The sequence below is a fragment of the Corynebacterium sp. sy017 genome, assembly GCF_017918135.1.
Classification (GTDB): domain Bacteria; phylum Actinomycetota; class Actinomycetes; order Mycobacteriales; family Mycobacteriaceae; genus Corynebacterium.
The window spans coordinates 631,014-649,538 of the sequence record NZ_RZUE01000001.1; the positions used below are offsets into that span (position 1 = coordinate 631,014).

General features: G+C 48.9%; 15 protein-coding genes. 8 read left to right on the plus strand and 7 right to left on the minus strand.

Features of this window, described 5'->3' with window-relative positions; translation table 11 throughout:
• Positions 1 to 38: 38 nt before the first annotated feature.
• Together deoD and EML15_RS02835 are read left to right on the plus strand one after the other, a co-directional pair.
• A complete protein-coding gene (gene deoD / locus EML15_RS02830; RefSeq protein ID WP_144273318.1) occupies positions 39 to 755 on the plus strand; it encodes a purine-nucleoside phosphorylase in 717 nt (238 codons plus the stop codon).
• A 4-nt stretch (positions 756 to 759) separates the two neighbouring features.
• Positions 760 to 2,193, plus strand: a complete 1,434-nt coding sequence (locus tag EML15_RS02835; RefSeq protein ID WP_144273319.1) for an MFS transporter — start codon at positions 760 to 762, stop codon at positions 2,191 to 2,193.
• 65 nt (positions 2,194 to 2,258) lie between these two features.
• Here EML15_RS02835 and EML15_RS02840 read toward each other — a convergent pair whose 3' ends face one another.
• The 5 genes from EML15_RS02840 to EML15_RS02860 all read right to left on the minus strand — a co-directional run bounded on the left by EML15_RS02840 (position 2,259) and on the right by EML15_RS02860 (position 9,346).
• Entirely contained in the window at positions 2,259 to 3,710 is a 1,452-nt protein-coding gene (locus tag EML15_RS02840; protein ID WP_144273320.1) for a hypothetical protein, read from the minus strand.
• Between the two features lie 368 nt (positions 3,711 to 4,078).
• Positions 4,079 to 5,569 (minus strand): hypothetical protein, encoded by a 1,491-nt coding sequence (locus EML15_RS02845; protein ID WP_144273321.1) that lies wholly within the window; start codon positions 5,567 to 5,569, stop codon positions 4,079 to 4,081.
• A 328-nt stretch (positions 5,570 to 5,897) separates the two neighbouring features.
• Complete coding sequence (locus EML15_RS02850; protein WP_144273322.1) at positions 5,898 to 7,205, minus strand: hypothetical protein; 1,308 nt, start codon at positions 7,203 to 7,205, stop codon at positions 5,898 to 5,900.
• 404 nt (positions 7,206 to 7,609) lie between these two features.
• Complete coding sequence (locus tag EML15_RS02855) at positions 7,610 to 8,824, minus strand: nucleoside transporter C-terminal domain-containing protein (protein ID WP_144273323.1); 1,215 nt, start codon at positions 8,822 to 8,824, stop codon at positions 7,610 to 7,612.
• A 111-nt stretch (positions 8,825 to 8,935) separates the two neighbouring features.
• Positions 8,936 to 9,346, minus strand: coding sequence for a cytidine deaminase (locus EML15_RS02860; RefSeq protein WP_144273324.1), 411 nt, complete (start codon positions 9,344 to 9,346; stop codon positions 8,936 to 8,938).
• Positions 9,347 to 9,474: 128 nt separating this feature from the next.
• On the opposite strand from EML15_RS02860, the gene EML15_RS02865 reads away from it, so the two are divergent.
• The 3 genes from EML15_RS02865 to EML15_RS02875 are packed head-to-tail and all read left to right on the plus strand — an operon-like array spanning position 9,475 to position 13,148.
• Positions 9,475 to 10,767, plus strand: coding sequence for a thymidine phosphorylase (locus tag EML15_RS02865; protein WP_144273325.1), 1,293 nt, complete (start codon positions 9,475 to 9,477; stop codon positions 10,765 to 10,767).
• A 31-nt stretch (positions 10,768 to 10,798) separates the two neighbouring features.
• Positions 10,799 to 11,485: a deoxyribose-phosphate aldolase gene (gene deoC, locus EML15_RS02870; protein ID WP_144273326.1), complete on the plus strand. Its 687-nt coding sequence runs from the start codon at positions 10,799 to 10,801 to the stop codon at positions 11,483 to 11,485.
• Positions 11,478 to 13,148 (plus strand): phospho-sugar mutase, encoded by a 1,671-nt coding sequence (locus EML15_RS02875; protein WP_144273327.1) that lies wholly within the window; start codon positions 11,478 to 11,480, stop codon positions 13,146 to 13,148. The genes deoC and EML15_RS02875 overlap by 8 nt, the downstream gene beginning before the upstream one ends.
• A gap of 28 nt (positions 13,149 to 13,176) precedes the next feature.
• On the opposite strand, the gene EML15_RS02880 is transcribed toward EML15_RS02875, so the two are convergent.
• Positions 13,177 to 14,469: an alpha/beta fold hydrolase gene (locus EML15_RS02880; RefSeq protein ID WP_185967160.1), complete on the minus strand. Its 1,293-nt coding sequence runs from the start codon at positions 14,467 to 14,469 to the stop codon at positions 13,177 to 13,179.
• A gap of 73 nt (positions 14,470 to 14,542) precedes the next feature.
• Here EML15_RS02880 and EML15_RS02885 point away from each other — a divergent pair, with 73 nt between their 5' ends.
• From EML15_RS02885 to EML15_RS02895, 3 genes are all read left to right on the plus strand, one after another.
• Positions 14,543 to 15,295, plus strand: a complete 753-nt coding sequence (locus EML15_RS02885; RefSeq protein ID WP_144273328.1) for a YggS family pyridoxal phosphate-dependent enzyme — start codon at positions 14,543 to 14,545, stop codon at positions 15,293 to 15,295.
• A gap of 36 nt (positions 15,296 to 15,331) precedes the next feature.
• Complete coding sequence (locus tag EML15_RS02890; protein WP_144273329.1) at positions 15,332 to 16,282, plus strand: AEC family transporter; 951 nt, start codon at positions 15,332 to 15,334, stop codon at positions 16,280 to 16,282.
• A gap of 113 nt (positions 16,283 to 16,395) precedes the next feature.
• Positions 16,396 to 16,560, plus strand: a complete 165-nt coding sequence (locus tag EML15_RS02895) for an antitoxin (protein WP_144273330.1) — start codon at positions 16,396 to 16,398, stop codon at positions 16,558 to 16,560.
• An 83-nt stretch (positions 16,561 to 16,643) separates the two neighbouring features.
• Here the strand turns inward: EML15_RS02895 and lepA are convergent, their stop codons facing one another.
• Positions 16,644 to 18,491 (minus strand): translation elongation factor 4, encoded by a 1,848-nt coding sequence (gene lepA, locus EML15_RS02900; protein ID WP_144273331.1) that lies wholly within the window; start codon positions 18,489 to 18,491, stop codon positions 16,644 to 16,646.
• Positions 18,492 to 18,525: the final 34 nt, after the last annotated feature.

Sequence of the window (18,525 nt, forward strand, 5' to 3'; positions counted from 1 at the left end):
AATTGCCAGTCAGGCATGAGACAGTTTAGGCTCACTATATGAATAACGTACAAACACCGCACATTAACCCTGGTGATGTGCCTATCGCCCCCACAGTGTTATTGCCCGGTGATCCACTGCGCGCCAAGTTTATTGCTGAGACTTATTTAGATAACGTGCAGCAATTTAACTCCGTGCGCAATATGCTTGGCTACACCGGAACCTTTGAGGGGGCACCTATTTCTGTGATGGGTTCTGGCATGGGTATTCCCTCTATTTCGCTTTATGCCTACGAGCTCATTCATTTTTTTGGGGCGAAAAAACTCATTCGCGTAGGGTCGTGTGGTGCATTACAGGAAAACCTCAACCTGTATGACGTCATCATTGCCCAATCAGCTTCGACTGATTCTCGATTCCTGCACCAATATGATATTCCGGGCACCTATGCCCCCACTGGTTCTTTCCGACTCATTGAAGATGTACGAGCGCGTGCACGCGCAGCAGGCATTGATACTCATGTGGGAAATATCCTCAGCAGTGACATTTTCTACAATGACACCGAAGATGCACATCTGCGGTGGGCACGCATGGGCGTGTTGGCGGTAGAAATGGAATCAGCTGGATTGTATGCCACAGCTGCTCAAGCTGGTGTGGAGGCACTGGGTATTTTTACAGTCAGCGATAATATCCGCACCGGCGCAAAAACCAGCGCCCAGGAGCGCGAAACTGCGTTTACCACCATGATGGAATTGGCATTACCACTAGCAAAGGTCTAACACCATGACTTCTTCTCACGCACATAACCTCAGCAAACCCACAGCTAATGTGTCCTCACCAAAGGCAGCTGTGCCCATCTTATTGTTCTGCTTTGTGTTTAGCTTGGTCGTCGATAACGGCTTTAAGTTCATGACAAAACCCATTGCCGAAGATCTCAGTTTGAGCCCCTCAACAGCAAGTTTGCAAGCAACCCTGGCAGGTATCGTCATTGGTATTGGCGCTGTGGTCTACGCTGCGCTTGCCGACGCGATTTCAATCCGCAAACTCATGATTGCCGGCATTAGCATGGTAGCGCTAGGTTCCATCCTTGGTTTTGCGTTCCAAAATGTGTGGCCAATGGTTCTTGCCGGGCGAGTTATTCAGACCACAGGCTTAGCAGCAGCAGAAACACTATACGTTATTTATGTAACTAAGTACCTCAGCGAAAAGGATCAAAAAACCTACTTGGGCTTTTCCACATCTTCTTTCCAAGCAGCCATGCTGATTGGTACGCTCACCTCAGGTTTTATCGCCACTTATATCTCCTGGACAGCAATGTTCCTCATCTCTTGTGCTTTGGTTCTTGCCATTCCTTTCCTGATTAAGACTGTACCGCCCCAGGCAAAAACCAGCGCTCATGTGGATATCCTAGGTTTGCTCTTTATTGCAGTCATTGCCACCTCGGTTATTCTATATATCCAAGCATTCAATGCGGTGTTCCTCATTCCCATTGCCGTTGGTATTGTGCTCTTTGCTGCGCACGTGAAATACAATAAGAACGCACTGGTCAAACCGGAATTCTTTAGCAATGCACAATATATTTTGATTTTGCTCATTGTCCTTATTGTCTACTCAGTGCAGCTAGGTTATACCGCCATTCTTTTGCCTTATATGGTTGATTCCTTGCATGGCATTAACCTCAGTGGTGCGTCGTATATCCTCGCACCTGGGTATATTTGCGCCATTTTGGCGGGTATTTTCGCTGGTCGAGTTGGTAGAGTGCTCAGCTCACACCGCACCATTATTCTTGGTTTGGTGCTCATTACCGCGGCACTGATTTTGCCAGCAATTTTTATCGACGCGCCAGTAGCCGTGTTGGTAGTCTCCATGATTCTCTTCCCCACTGGCTTTGCGACGATCTACGCGCCACTGGTTTCTACCTCAGTAAGCAGGATTAGCGCAGAAAAATCTGGGGTTGCCATCGGCTTCTACAACCTCACTATCAACATTGCAATCCCCGTCGGCATTGCCTACAGTGCAAAGCTACTGGAACTAGCCCCAACCGGGCTTGCTTTCCTCTCCTACGTTCCAGGAGGAGCTGCTACTCCTGAACAACAGACCGCAGCGACTCTCTTGTGGATTCTTGCCTTCATTGCGCTTGGTGGCATGGTGCTCTACTTGGCGACAAGTAAAATCATCCACCGCACAGGACACACAGCAGCAGGTGCCGAAAACTAACTAAACATACCTAAAAGACCTTATACCAGTTGGTATAAGGTCTTTTGTTTTTCGCTAAACAGCTGTTACGCTACGCGCAAGTGACCACCAGTAGTAACTTTAGGACGGTCTTTCTTCGCTACAGTCTTAGCCTGCTTAGCGACGTTATCCTTCACACTTTCAGAAATAACGGTCTTAGGTGCAGGCTTAGATTCTGGTTTAGAATCGGCAGGTTCGTCCTGCTCAGGCTCTACAACGGTGGTAACGATCTCACCCTGCTCTGTGTCTGTGTCAGGCACAGTTGGTGGAACAACAGGAATCTTAGGCTCCTCACGTTCCTCAGGACGCTCAACTGGCTTCACAGGCTTAACCTGCTCAGACTCCTGTGGTTCTTCAGAAGGTGTAGGATCTTCAGACTCCTGTGGTTCTTCGCTAGAGGTTGGCTCCTCTGTTTCCTTGGAAGGTTTAGTAGGCTCAACTTCCTCTTCCTCAGAAGGAGTAGGTTCCTCAGACTCTACAGGCTCCTCACTAGGCGGCACCTCAGAATCCTCATCAGGACACAACGTAATATGCTGGAAACCCTGATCACAGTTATCCTCAGCACCTTTGAGCGAACCATAAAAATTCACCTGAGGATTCAAGTGAAGATTAAACGTCTGCGCATATTTCCGATAACGATCACCAACAGTAGCCTCAATATCACTACCAATCGTATCGAAACGACCAATATCTGCTGTCACAGCACAGGTTCCCACACCAGTCACACCATGTTTCGAGCCTTGATTCTCGTATAATTCCACAATCTTGTTACGAGTATCCTCAGACTGCTCTTTGGTAGTAACAGGAGGCAACTCACCCGTACGACCCCACTCATAATCTTTCAAGGATTGACAGCCCTCTTTACCCTCACCGCTACCAAACACATCTTCACCAGAGCAACTCCATAACAGGGTATCAACGCGAATCGGCACATACGTATCCTCACCAACAGCCTCAACAGTACCGGTGACCTCAAAAGTATAAACACCAGCATTCATTCCCAAACTAATCTGGTAAAAATTCCACTCAGGCTGATCAGCAAAAGACGAAGGCTCAACACCACGAGGCTGATTCAACTTCTCTGATTCCTCAGCAGTGAACTTATAAAACGGAGTAACACCATACGTAGCATCACGCTCAACATTGGATAGATCCAATTCAGAACTATCCTTGATGGGAACCTCATAATCCACTTCCTGCGCAGGACCAAACCTTAGCTCAGTAGCAGATTCCCAATCTTTTTCATATTCGTTTGAGGCCTCACCTACAGTATTTCCCTGAACGTCCTTCCAATACCATTTATCAGGATCCTCCCCCTTAGATTCATCACCAGAATCATTAAGAAACGGCATATGAGTTAAACGAATAGAAGTCACATCAACCGTTGCAGGCACCATAATTTCAGCACCCTTCGAGGTTCGTACACGATCTTCAGCTTGCAGCAATGGTGCTACCTGTACTTGCCAGGTAACCTCTGCTTTATCACCGACTTTTTTCACACAGGTAGTACCGGTATCACAGTTCGCGCCACCCCAATAACCATGAACATTATCAACAAACTGGTAGCCACTATCATCAGAACCGCCACCACTATAAGCACCAGTACCGCCAGGACTAGCTAATACCGAGGGGGGGGGCTAGAAAACCCGAACCAAGCACACCAACGGCAACCACAGCCGCAGCACGCTTAGCAAAACGATTCAACAACATTATTTCTCTCCTAGGAAAAAGAACAAAAACGCTTCTCAATCTCCCTCAGCCACAAAACACAAAGCTGAGAAAAACCTAAAAGCGTTTCCCATCATAACCCAAGACATAAAGAAAGTCCTAGCACCATTGGTGCTAGGACTATTGTGCAAAACAAAAATTACGCTACGCGCAAGTGACCACCAGTAGTAACTTTAGGACGGTCTTTCTTCGCTACAGTCTTAGCCTGCTTAGCGACGTTATCCTTTACACTTTCAGCGATAACGGTCTTAGGTGCAGGCTTGGATTCTGGTTTAGAATCGGCAGGTTTATCCTGCTCAGACTCTACCACGGTGGTAACAACCTCACCCTGCTCAACCTCAGTGTCTGTATCAGGCACAGTTGGTGGAACAACAGGAATCTTAGGCTCCTCACGTTCCTCAGGACGCTCACCAGGCTTCACAGGTTTCTCCTGCTCAGGCTCCTGTGGTTCTTCAGAAGGAGTAGGCTCCTGAGTTTCCTCACTTGGCGTTGGTTCCTCAGACTCCTGTGGTTCCTCGCTAGAGGTTGGCTCCTCAGTTTCCTTAGAAGGCTTAGCAGGTTCAACTTCCTCTTCCTCAGAAGGAGTAGGTTCCTCAGACTCTACAGGCTCCTCATCAGGACAAATAGTGATGTGTTGGAAGCCCTGGTCACAGTTATCCTCAGCACCCTTGAGCGAACCATAATAATTCACCGCAGGATTCAAGCGAAGATTAAACGTCTGCGCATATTTCCGATAACGATCACCAACAGGTAACTCAGTATCACTACCAATCGTATCGAAACGACCAATATCCGCTGTCACAGCACACGCACCCACATTCGTTAAACCGTGCTTCGAGCCTTGATTCTCGTATAATTCCACAATCTTTTTGCGAGTATCCTCAGACTGCTCTTTGGTGGTAACAGGAGGCAACTCACCCGTACGACCCCACTCATAATCTTTCAGACTCTGACAACCCTCTTGACCTTCACCGCTACCAAACTCATCTTCGGAAGAACATCTCCACATCACATTATCAACGCGAATCGGCACATACGTATCCTCACCAACCGCTTCTACAGTACCGGTGACCTCAAAAGTATAAACACCAAGATTCTCACCTAAACTGGTTTGATAGAAGTTCCACTCAGGCTGATCAGCAAAAGACGAAGGCTCAACACCACGAGGCTGCCCTAACTTCTCTGATTCCTCAGCAGTAAACTTATAAAACGGAGTAACACCATAGGTAGCATCACGCTCAACATTGGACAAATCTAATTCAGAACTATCCTTAATGGGAACCTCATAATTCACTTCCTGCGCAGGACCAAACCTTAGCTCAGTAGCATATTCCCAATCTTCTTCATATGCTTTTCTAGCATCCTCTGGTTCTAGCAACAGACTGTATGATTCACCTACAGTATTTCCCTGAACGTCCTTCCAATAGAGTTTATGAGAATCCTCCCCCTTGGATTCATCACCCAACTCACCAGAAGTCGGCATATGAGTTAAACGAATAGAAGTCACATCAACCGTGGCAGGAACCATAATCTGCACGCTCTTCGAGGTCTGTATATGATCCTCAGATTGCAGCAATGGTGCTACCTGCACTTGCCAGGTAACCTCTGCTTTATCACCAATTTTTTTCACACAGGTAGTACCGGTATCACAGTTCGCGCCACCCCAATAGCCATAAACATTTTCCTTCTCAGACCAAGTACCACCAGGACCAGCTAATACCGAGGGGGGGGGGCTAGAAAACCCGCACCAAGCACACCAACGGCAACCACAGCCGCAGCACGCTTAGCAAAACGTTGTAAAAACATATTTCCTCTATTCTCCTAGGAAAAAGAACAAAAACACTTTCCAGATTCCTCAAAACAAAGCTGAGAAAAACCTAAAAGCCCCCTCATCATAACCCAAGACATAAAGAAAGTCCTAGCACCATTGGTGCTAGGACTATTGTGCAAAACAAAAATTACGCTACGCGCAAATGACCACCCGTAGTAACTTTAGGACGGTCTTTCTTCGCTACAGTCTTAGCCTGCTTAGCGACGTTATCCTTTACACTTTCAGAGATAACGGTCTTAGACTCAGGCTTAGATTCTGGCTTAGAATCGGCAGGTTTACCCTGATCAGATTGAGCAGATGGTACAAACTTACTCTCAGAAGAAACAGGTTCTTCACTAGAAGTAGATTCTCCAGGCTCCTGCATTTTCTTAGAAGATGTAGGCTCCCCAGACTCCTGTGACTCCTCAGATTCTTTAGAAGGCTTAGCAGGACCAACCTTTTCAGGATCCTCAGAAGGCGTAGGCTCTTCAGATTCCTGTGGCTCCTCAGAAGGAGTAGGTTCTTCAGATTCCTGTGGCTCTTCAGACTCTACAGGCTCCTTGCTAGGTGGCACCTCAGGCTCCTCATCAGGACACAACGTAATGTGCTGGAAACCCTGATCACAGTTATCCTCATCACCATTGAGCGGACCATAATACCTCACCGTAGGATTCAAGTGAAGATTAAACATATCCCGATAAGCATGATGCTTACCCTCGGCAGCATCCTCAATATCACTACCAATAGTGTCAAAACGATCCGTATTCTGCGTTACCGCACACGCACCAACACCAGTCAAACCATCAACTTTCCCCTGCTTCTTATATAGTTCGACAATCTTGTTACGAGTATCCTCAGACTGCTCTTTGGTAGTAACAGGAGGCAACTCACCAGTTTGTGCCCACTCAGATTCTTTTAACGAAACACAGCCTTCCATAGCACTACCAACACCATGGGAATCATTTGCACCTCCCTCGGAGGCACACCTCCACAACATATTATCCGCACGAATCGGCACATAGGTATCGTCGCCAACAGACTCAACAGAGCCGGTGACCTCAAATGTGAAAATACCGATTGTATTCAGATACACCTGATAAAAATCCCAATCAGGCTGCTCAGCAAAAGAAGAAGGCTGAACACCATATATACCCGTTTTATCATCAGCTAAAGAACCATCAGGATTCTTCACAAACGACGACACTTTGTACGTATCATTATCAGTTACTTCATCTTTCGACTCCACAATTGGAACCTGATAATCCACCTCCTGCACAGGATCATAGTCCTCAGTCTCCTGTGGAGATTCATCTGGCATATGCGTAAGTTTGATCGACACATCCTTGACGGTGGAAGGAATCATAATCTGTGCACCATGCGTGGCTTGAATACGATTCTCAGCTATCGCCAGCGGTGATAACTGCACCTGCCACTTAACCTTTGTTTCATCCCCCACTTGCTTGACACAGACCGAACCCGTATCACAGTTCGCACCACCCCATGCACCATGAACATTATCAGCGCCGCCTTGGTAGTCGCCGCTACCGCCAGGACCGGCTAATACTGAGGGGGGGGGGCTAGAAAACCCGCACCAAGCATACTCACGGCAACCACAGCCGCAGCACGCTTAGCAAAACGATTCAACAACATTATTTCTCTCCTAGGAAAAAGAACAAAAAAGCACTTTCCAAGCCATCCCAACCACAAACACAAAGCTGAGAAAAACCTAAAAGCATTTCTCATCATAACCACAAAAGGGGCGTGACCACTAGCTCATAACTAGCAGTCACACCCCTAAATATGCGATTAAAAGCACAACGTGCCTGGTCGTCGGAAAGCTCTATATGCTTTAACTGCGCCTTATAGAGCAACCACACCAACAATCGCCGCATTGAGCATATTGGTGGCAAAACCCGTCATCAAAGCCAGCGGTGCCAGACGCGCCACCTCACCACGGCGCTCGGGCACTAAAGCACCAATAGAACCAATCTGGATAGCAATGGAGGAGATATTAGCGAATCCCGCCAAAGCAAAAGTGGAAATCATCAGTGATTTCTTATCCAATTGGGCAAGATTTTCACCCATGCTGGTGTAACCGACAAACTCGTTAATAATCGTTTTCTCGCCAATGAAAGAGCCCACAAGCGGCGCCTGATCCCACGGCACACCAATAAGCCATGCAACAGGGGAGAAAATAGCACCAAATAAACCTTCCAAAGACCAATTGTCCTGCCCGAAAAGATGCCCCACCCCACCAATAACGGCAGAGAACATACTAATGCCGGCGATAAAAGCAATAAGCAAACAACCCACAATTACTGCCACACGTCCACCATTCATGGCTCCGCGACCAATGGCGTCGATAAGATTATGGGATTGCGTATCCCGCACTTCGCGCACATTCGCATCCAAAGTGGATTCTTCCGTCTCCGGCATGAACGCCTTAGCCACCAAAATAGAACCAGGCGCATTCATCACGCTAGCGGCAAGCAGATATTCCAATGGCGCACCCAACAGGGAATAGCCAATAAGTGTGGAACCAGCAACAGAAGCAAAACCACCAGTCATACAGGTGAAAAGTTCCGACTTTGTTAATTTCTTCAGATAAGGCTCAATAACCAGCGGCGCTTCAGACTGCCCAAGGAAAATAACCGTGGACGCCCACACGGATTCCACCTTTGATGTGCCAAGCAGTTTCTTGAGCGCCCCGCCAAAAATATCAACAAAGAACTGAATAACACGCAGGTAGTACAGTGCGCCAATAATGGCACCCAGCACAATAATGACCGGCAAGACATTCAGCGCAAAGACAAAGCCATTCTCAGTATCAAAGAGGGAACCAAATACAAAAGAAGTACCTTCATTAGTGAATTCGGTGAGCTTTTCTAGGCCCTTGGATACCGATTCCATTGCCTTAAAGCCCACTGTCCACTTCAGCACCAGCAAGGACAATACAACTTGCAGTGCCAAGCCCACAGCGAGTGTGCGCCAGTTGATATTTCTGCGTGAGCGTGAGCACACAATCAGAATCGCCAAAATAGCAATAATGCCAAGCAGGCCTTGAAAGCGCTCCATATTTTTACCGCCATTCAATCTAAGAAATAACTATATAAGCCGCAATTAAGTTAAGAATTGAGCTAGGAAAATAATAAATTATCTATCAAGCAATAGAGAAATCTATGCAGCCTAGAGCGACTCAGGACCAAAAGAATAGGGCAAAATCTGCTCAAACGGAATACTGCGTGCCCCACCCTCGCTCTCGACGATCACCTGCTGGCACTCAAACTCGCGCAATACTTGACGACACGCCCCGCAAGGATAACAAGGCTGGCCAGCTTTGCCCACAATGGCAACCGCCTCGATACGAAACTTTGCCTCGTCGATAGCTCTGCCACCAGGTGTCTCATGTATTGCCGTGCCAATCGCATTGCGCTCAGCACAAATGGCTAATCCATAGGAAGCGTTCTCAAAGTTGCAGCCAGGAACTACCCTGCCGTCGGAAAGCAATAATGCTGCACCAACTGGAAAATGCGAATAAGGTGCGTAAGCGGTGCGAGCAGCACGTCGTGCATATTCAAGCAATTCTTCTGGACTCATGATTCTTCTCTCTGCTTTTGGTTACTAGTCACAAACTAACTCATTCAGCATAGCGCTTTCTCGCCAAGAAAATCGCTAGAATAAAAAGGACTTATTTTTATATTCTCTTAACGCGAAAGGCTCTCCTTATGGCAGAGAAATTTGATGTGGTAGACATCATTAGAACAAAACGCGACCACGGCATACTCAGTAAAGAACAGATCGACTGGGTTATTGACGCATACACCCGCGGCGTGGTGGGCGATGAACAAATGTCCGCCCTGAATATGGCAATTTTCCTCAACGGTATGAACCGGGAAGAAATTGCCCAATGGACATGGGCAATGATCCATTCCGGCGAAACTATGGATTTCTCTTCCCTCGGAAAAATAACCAGCGATAAACATTCAACGGGTGGCGTGGGAGATAAAATCACCTTGCCACTGGCCCCATTGGTGGCAAGTTTTGGCGTGGCAGTGCCGCAATTATCTGGCCGTGGCTTGGGACACACGGGTGGCACATTAGATAAATTGGAGTCCATTGCGGGCTGGCAAGCTGCCATTTCTAATGACCGCATGATGGAGATTCTCGCAGATCCAGGCTGCGTTATCTGTGCTGCTGGTGCGGGGTTGGCGCCTGCGGATAAGAAAATCTATGCGCTTCGAGACACCACGGCAACGGTGGAGTCCATTCCGCTTATCGCAAGTTCCATCATGAGTAAGAAAATTGCTGAAGGCACAGCCAACCTGGTTCTGGATGTCAAAGTTGGTTCGGGTGCTTTTATGAAAGACCTGGATAAGGCACGTGAATTGGCGCAGACAATGGTTGATTTGGGTACCGACGCCGGCACGAACACCGTGGCATTGCTGACCGATATGTCCGTCCCGCTGGGCAAAACGATTGGCAATGCCCTTGAAGTGCGTGAATCCGTGGAAGTGCTTGCCGGTGGTGGCCCTGCTGATGTGGTGGAGCTTACCGTGGCGCTGGCGCGCGAAATGCTGGAATTAGCTGGGGTGCATGACGCTGATGTGGAGCAAGCCCTCAAAGATGGGCGTGCGATGGACACGTGGCGTGCCATGATTAGTGCCCAGGGCGGCGATCCAGATGCTGCACTACCTACCGCTGCCCATACTCATACTGTGTATGCAGACAAAGATGGCTATCTCAGCCAGATGGACGCCTTGGCGTTGGGTGTGGCGAGCTGGCGTTTGGGAGCTGGGCGTGCTCGTAAAGAGGATCCGGTACAAGCGGGTGCGGGCATTGAGATTCACCAGGATTTGGGCGCTTTTGTTCGCAGTGGCGATCCCTTGTTCACGCTTCACTCTGATGATGAGTACCGTTTTGAGCGTGCGTTGGAGTCTTTGCTGCCTGGTGTGGCTGTGACCCAGGAGCCGGCTGCCGAGCGCGATAGTGTTATTTTGGGCCGGGTTACCAAGAGTTAGTTGTTCATAAATTTTTTTAAGGATGGCACATATGTCTACGCAGAAACTAAATAAAGCAGCTGTTGCAGCGCTTATCGACCACACTCTCCTTGCCCCCGAGGCAACTGCTCATCAAATTCAAGAGCTTATCGACGAAGCTCAACGCCTTGGTGTATATTCCATTTGCATTTCTCCTAGCCAATTGCCGGTCGATGTTCCAGAAGGCCTAAAGATCGCAACCGTTGTTGGTTTTCCTTCTGGCGCAGTACACGCTGAGATTAAGGCTGCTGAGACAGCACGAGCTGTTGCTGATGGCGCTGATGAAATTGATATGGTCATCAACTTAGCCCTAGTAAAAACTGCGCAATTTGACGAGCTAGAAGCAGAAATTTCCGCAGTTCGTGCTGCGTGTCCTGGCAAAGTGCTCAAAGTGATTATTGAATCAGCAGCACTAACCGACGAGGAAATCGTCGCGTGTTGTAAAGCTGCCCAGCAGGCAGGAGCTGATTTCGTCAAGACTTCTACCGGTTTCCATAAAGCTGGCGGCGCTAGTGTTGCTGCGGTGAAACTCATGGCGGATACCGTCGGCGGGCAATTGGGTGTGAAGGCATCCGGTGGTATTCGAGACGCGGAAACAGCAACTGCCATGATCGAAAATGGAGCTACTCGTTTAGGGCTTTCTGCTTCTGCTGCGGTGCTGGCAGGGTTGGATGCTGATGAGAGTCAGGCACATGACTAACGAGCAACTACTTAACCAAGCCCAGCGCTGGGCAGAACATGACCCTGATCCGCGCACTCGTGCTGAGATTCTTGAGCTGATCCGCACGCAGAACGTCGAGGAGCTGCGGGGGCGGTTTGCTGGACCATTAGAGTTCGGCACTGCTGGGTTACGCGGTGCCCTGGGAGCTGGCGAATCCCGTATGAATACTGCTGTGGTACTTAGAGCTACTTATGGTCTGGTGAGCTGGCTCAAAGAAAATGTATCTCAGCAGCCACGAGTTGTTCTTGGCTGTGATGCACGGCATGGTTCTGCCCAATTTCACCGTGACGCCGCTGCTGTTATCTCGTTACTTGGTGGTACCCCTGTGCTCTTAGAACCACGCAATCCCACCCCGGTAACAGCCCATGCTGTGCGTGCCTTATCAGCTGATGCTGGCATTATGATTACCGCCTCACATAATCCGCCCCAAGACAATGGCTATAAAGTGTACTTGGGTGGGGCGAGCGCTGGGTCGCAAATTATTCCACCAGTAGATACTGAAATTGCAGCTCATATCGCCCAAGCTCCTCATGCCAATGAGATACACCAGCGTATTCAACACCACTGTGTGCACGCTGAATACCCACAGATTGACTATGAGGCAGCGGTATTGGCAAAGGCAGAACTGAACCCACCACAAACGGCAGCCGCACTGCGTATCGTCGCAACAGCAATGCATGGTGTGGGCGGTGCAACCTTAACGCGGGTACTAGCTCGTGCTGGATTTGATGATGTGATTTTAGTAAGCCAACAGGCTTATCCTGACCCGGATTTCCCTACTGTTTCGTTCCCTAATCCTGAGGAACAAGGAGCCCTTGATCTTGCTATTCGCACTGCCACGCAACACGATGCCGATATCATCTTAGCCCTCGACCCAGACGCAGACCGTTGTGCTGTGGCACTCAAGCATAATGGTCAGTGGCGTCAACTCAATGGCAATGAGCTTGGTTCGATCCTTGGGCATTATGCTGCGCAAACTGCCCAGCCGGGACAAAAACTTGCCAGCTCTATTGTCTCAAGTAGATTGCTCGCGCATATTGCCGCAGCGCATGGTCTTGACTATGAGCCTACTCTTACGGGGTTCAAGTGGATTTCGCGCGTCCCGCACTTGGCGTTTGGGTATGAAGAAGCAATTGGCTTTTGTTGTCAGCCTGATGTGGTACGCGACAAGGACGGCATTTCCGCTGCACTCTACACTGCCACTATTGCGGCTAGGCTCAAGGAACAGAATCGCACTTTGGTTGATGTGTTGGATGAGTTAGCCCATGCACATGGTTTGTACCATAGCGACGCAGTAAGTGTGCGTAGCGATAATCAAGATGAATTGCGCGCAATTTTGGATACGCTACGCGACAATCCACCACAAACTATTGGTGCGGATAAAGTCACCACTGTCATTGACCTTGCCCGCGCCCCCGAAGAACGTGGTGCACTAGAGCACTTACCGCAAACCAACTGCCTTATCTTTGAGACGCAACACCAAGATCGCATTATCATTCGACCCTCCGGCACAGAGCCAAAAGTCAAATGCTACCTGGAAGTGTTCTGCGAATGTCTAGCCGACCAACCTGTACCGTGGCAACAGGCCTATGAGCGCATGAGCAGCCTCAAAGCCCAAGTGCAACAACTGCTCAGTGGCTAACCACGTTGAGGTGCACATGAGGTGCGTATTAGTGGTCGCGTAATTTCTCATCAAGGAGCGCAAAAATGCCGGCACCATCATTACCAATACCATCGTGTTGATAGTAATTGGTGATATGGAGTCGGCAATCTTTGTAGGTATGCGCTGTTTCCATTGATAACTCTAGCGGCACAAAAATATCGTCATAGTACACCGCTGCGGCACAAGGCACCTCAGCCTGTGCTAATACCTGTGCATTATAAGGGCTCTCCTGCCACTGGTACTGTGCGAGTTCCTGTGCCGCAGCACTAAAAGCAGCCAGCGCTGGGTCTTCGTCGAACTGCCACGGGAAGATATGCTCCCCCGTGAGATAGTATTTATCAGCCTTGCGTGGGTCTGCGTGCTCCTCATACCCAGGTATTTCTTCCCGAATTCGATGTGCTGACCACGCAGTAGCCGTAGCACCAGAACCAGCACCAATGCCGCCATAGATAGATTCATGAATCGCCGCATACAGTGGCGCTTGCGCAAAGCTAACAGCCGCACCTACTTTAGCCAAGAAATCACCTTTGAGCTTTTTCTCCCCACGAACCTCATGAAAAGGATCCTCGAAAAGATACGCCAAAGAATAAAATCCATTCCCGCGCCCAAGATCAATACCCACCGTACGCATTCTACGCGAACTCAACCGCTCACCAGTTGGCAACAACTCCTGGGCATTATCAAGATGATGTGCCACTTCCCTAATGCGCTGGCTCACCCAAGGGAATTGGCTAAAAAATTGCTCTTGGCGATACGTCAATTTAGCAAAAGTATGCCGATACACCTCGTCAACACTCGCGCTTATCGACGGTAATCCCCCAGTTAAATATGCCTTTTCTACAGAATCAGGATAAGCACTCAAGTACGCAGTAATACAAAAACCGCCAAAACTTTGCCCAAAGAGCGACCATTTCTTAATGCCCAAGGCTTGGCGGAGTTGTTCTGCATCAGCGACGATATTTTCTTGGCGTAGCGTCGAAAGGCGTGCCAGTGTGTTATCTTCTTGGCCGCTATATGCGTCAATACGGTGTGATCTGCCAGTGCCACGTTGATCCAACAAAATCACACGATATTTTTTGAGTGCTTCGCCAATTAGTCCGCTCGGGGCAAGAGGACGAGGAGCCGGAAAACCAGGTCCGCCTTGCAAATAGAGCAAAGCTGGGAAATTCTCGCCACCATCAGGGATTATTTCTCTGGCAAAGAGGTCAAAGTGCTCAGTGGGATGAGCATAGTCCCAGGGTAGTGTAAGGGCATATTCTTTGATGGTATGCCCATAGTGGCGGCTGGTGGCAAGGGTAATAAGCTCAGAGTGCATAAGCTCGATCATAGGACTTCTCTATGCGGCGGTAAAATATGCGCTAGGATTAGTGCCCATGAGCTCTCCTGATACTACGCGCGCCGCCAGTATTCGCACCTTAAAAGATAATTATGCCCGGGTGCAGGAGCGGATAGCCCATGCTGCTGAACACGCTGGTCGTAGCGCGGAGTCAGTTCGACTTATCGCAGTGAGCAAAACTTATCCACTCACTGTCATCCACAATGCTCTTAACGCTGGTATGACTATTTTTGGCGAAAATCGTCCACAGGAATTGGCGCAGAAAGCCCAAGCGCTGCGCGATGAGCATACCGCGCTGACTACCCAGCCACGGTGGTGTGCCATTGGACGCTTGCAGCGCAATAAAGCTAGAGAGATAGCCACATATGCAGATGAGTTTCATGCGTTGGACTCTGTGCGCCTAGCGCAGGAATTGGATAAACGCCTTCGTAGCGAAGGCCGCACCTTAGATGTGTTTATCCAGGTCAATACCTCTGGCGAGGAGCAAAAAGGTGGGTTTGCGCCAGAGGAAGTGGCTGAGTTTTTACCTCATCTTGCCCAGCTATCCACCCTACGCCCACGCGGTTTCATGACCATGGCACAACGCAGCAACGAGGAAAAAGTGGTGCGATCTAGTTTTGCTCGATTACGCAACTTGCGCGACTCATTATGTACGCAATTACCACCAGGACTTAATGCCCAGGATTTCCAAGAGCTTTCTATGGGAATGTCAGGCGATTTTGAGTGGGCCATTGCAGAGGGCGCGACGAGTGTTCGAGTTGGAACCGCAATTTTTGGGCAACGCAATTAGAGAGTAGGGATTATCAATGAGAGAGGATAACGTCGCATGATTGGCGTATTAGAAGGTTTTGCGGTCATTTTTACCGTCATTTTTGTTGGCTATCTCCTTGCCCGCCTCAACATTATCGCTTCCGACGAGCAACGCCTCACCCTCAACCGCATTGCTTTCTTCGCCGCCACCCCCGCCTTGGTATTTCAAGTAGTCAGCACAGCGCCAACTGATTCTTTTTTCAGCACAGTTAGCCTGGTATCCATTGTGACCGCACTAGCCAGTGCTGCATTATTCCTTGCACTCGCTTATGCTTATACGCGCTATAAAAATACTTCTCAGGTCGATGGTGCCACATTGACAATGGGTGCTGCTGCCTCAGGCTACGTCAATTCCAACAACATTGGGCTACCAGTGGGCATATATGTCCTTGGCAGCACCGCATATGTACCACCCTTGCTCTTGGTACAAATGTTGATTTTCACCCCGATTATTCTGGCGCTCATCACGAGAAATAACCAAAACACTCGTGTCTGGCAACAATTACTCCACTCCCTCAAAAATTCTCTCCTCAGCCCCGTTGTGCTGGCAGCTTTTTCTGGTTTGGTGGTGAGTATTTGCTCGCTTCATGTGCCAGAACTCGTCCTCGAACCACTGAGTATCCTAGGCGGGGCATCCATTCCGGTTATTCTGCTCAGTTTTGGCGCTTCCCTGCACAAGGCCAGCGTCCTTGCACCAGAATCACTGCGAGCACTCACCATTCTTGCCACCACAATAAAAGTGCTGCTTATGCCGGTTCTCGCACTGTGCTTTGGGTCGTTATTCCACCTTCATAGCGATCAACTCTATGCAGTAGTGATCTTGGCAGCACTACCGACTGCACAAAATGTGTATAACTATGCCGCTACCTACCAGCGAGGGCAAACAATCACTCGGGATACTATTTTGCTCTCGACATTCCTCTCCCTGCCAGTGATGTTTTGCATTGCACTGCTCTTTGGGCGCTAAGGCACCTTCCTTACCGTCCTGATCTTCCTTATACGGCACCCTGCTGCATTTTATGGCACACTGGCTTGTGTTAGTTGTTTTCCCATATTCATGTTTTAAGGAGAGATTACACTATGGGTATTTTCGACAAAGCAAAAGACCTACTCAAGAATGAAGAAACCTCTGATAAAGTTCTTGACCAGGCAGAAAAGCTCGCTACTGACAAACTTGGTGCAGATAAAGCAGACAAGGTAAAGAAAGTACGCGACACCATCGACGGTAAAATCGGCGAGAACTAAACCCTAAACTCTACGCAAAGCGGGTGTGCATGAATAAAATCATGCACACCCGCTTTAGCCTTTCACCATTGGAGACAAAAACATTAGTTTTCGTCGGTAGATAAGGCAGCAACGAAAGCCTCCTGCGGTACTGACACCGACCCCAGGGACTTCATGCGCTTCTTACCTTCCTTCTGCTTTTCTAGCAGCTTACGCTTACGCGAAATATCGCCACCATAACATTTAGCCAACACATCTTTGCGCATTGCTCTAATGTTTTCTCTCGCAATGATCTTCGAGCCAATTGCCGCCTGAATCGGCACCTCAAACTGCTGGCGTGGAATAAGCTCTTTGAGTTTTTTCGTCATCTTATTGCCATACCAATGTGCAGAATCACGATGCACAATAGCGCTAAAGGCATCCACTGGATCACCATTGAGCAGCACATCCACTTTCACCAAATCGGCTTCTTGCTCACCCGCATCTTCATAATTCAGCGACGCATAACCCTTGGTGCGCGACTTCAAGGAATCAAAGAAATCAAAAATAATCTCGCCCAAAGGCATGGTGTAGCGCAATTCCACCCGATCCTCAGACAGGTAATCCATTCCACCCATCTGACCACGCTTTGATTGGCACAATTCCATCGTGCTACCGACGAACTCGCTCGGCACAATAATCGTAGTCTTGACAATAGGCTCCCATACCTCATGGAGCTTGCCAGCCGGCCAATCAGAAGGATTATGCACCTGGTGTGCAGTGAGATCCTCGGATACCACCCGGTAACTCACACTCGGTGCTGTGGAGATCAGATCCAACCCAAACTCGCGCTCTAGGCGGTCACGGGTAATCTCCATATGCAACAGACCTAAGAAACCACAACGGAAACCAAAACCCAACGCCACAGATGTTTCTGGCTCAAAGCTCAGCGAAGCGTCGTTAAGCTGTAATTTTTCAAGAGCATCACGTAAATCCGGGAAGTCCGCCTGGGAAATAGGAAACAGACCCGAGTACACCATAGGTTTAGGCTCCGCATAACCTTGCAAAGGTTCTTGGGCACCATGTTGTGCCCACGTGACGGTATCGCCCACCTTTGATTGGCGCACGTCTTTCACTCCAGTGATCAAATACCCTACTTCACCAGGTCCTAGACCATCGCACTTTTTGGGTGTAGGAGACACAATGCCAATTTCTAGCAGCTCATGCACTGCGCCAGAAGACATCATCTTGATTTTCTGGCGTGGCAAGAGTTTGCCATCAATCATACGAATGTAGGTCACCACGCCCCGGTAGGTGTCGTAGACAGAATCGAAAATCATAGCGCGCGCTGGGGCTTCATCGTCATACTCAGTAGTTGGTGCTGGTACCAGCTCCGCAACCTTATCCAGGAGTGCCGCCACACCCTCGCCGGTTTTACCGGAAACGCGCAACACATCTTCTGGTTCGCACCCAATGATATTGGCGATTTCCAAAGAATACTTGTCAGGGTCGGCAGCAGGCAGATCAATTTTGTTGAGCACCGGAATAATCTCCAGGTCATTTTCCATCGCCAAATAGAGATTCGCCAAAGTTTGGGCTTCAATACCCTGGGCGGCGTCGACCAGCAAAATTGCGCCTTCACAGGCTTCAAGCGCACGCGATACCTCATAGGTGAAGTCCACGTGACCAGGGGTATCAATCATCTGCATGACGATTTCCTCCCCCGCATAAGGACCCGACTGCGGAACCCACGGCAACCGAACATTCTGGGCTTTAATCGTAATGCCACGCTCGCGTTCAATATCCATATTGTCTAGATACTGATCGCGCATATCCCGAGCATCGACAACTTGCGATAATTGCAAAATACGGTCAGCCAAGGTGGATTTACCGTGGTCAATGTGGGCAATGATGCAGAAATTTCGGATTCTACTAATATCCGTAAAAGTTTTTTCTGCGTAATTGTTCACCATGCAGTTCCTTTTCCTCAACGCTAATCGAACTCCG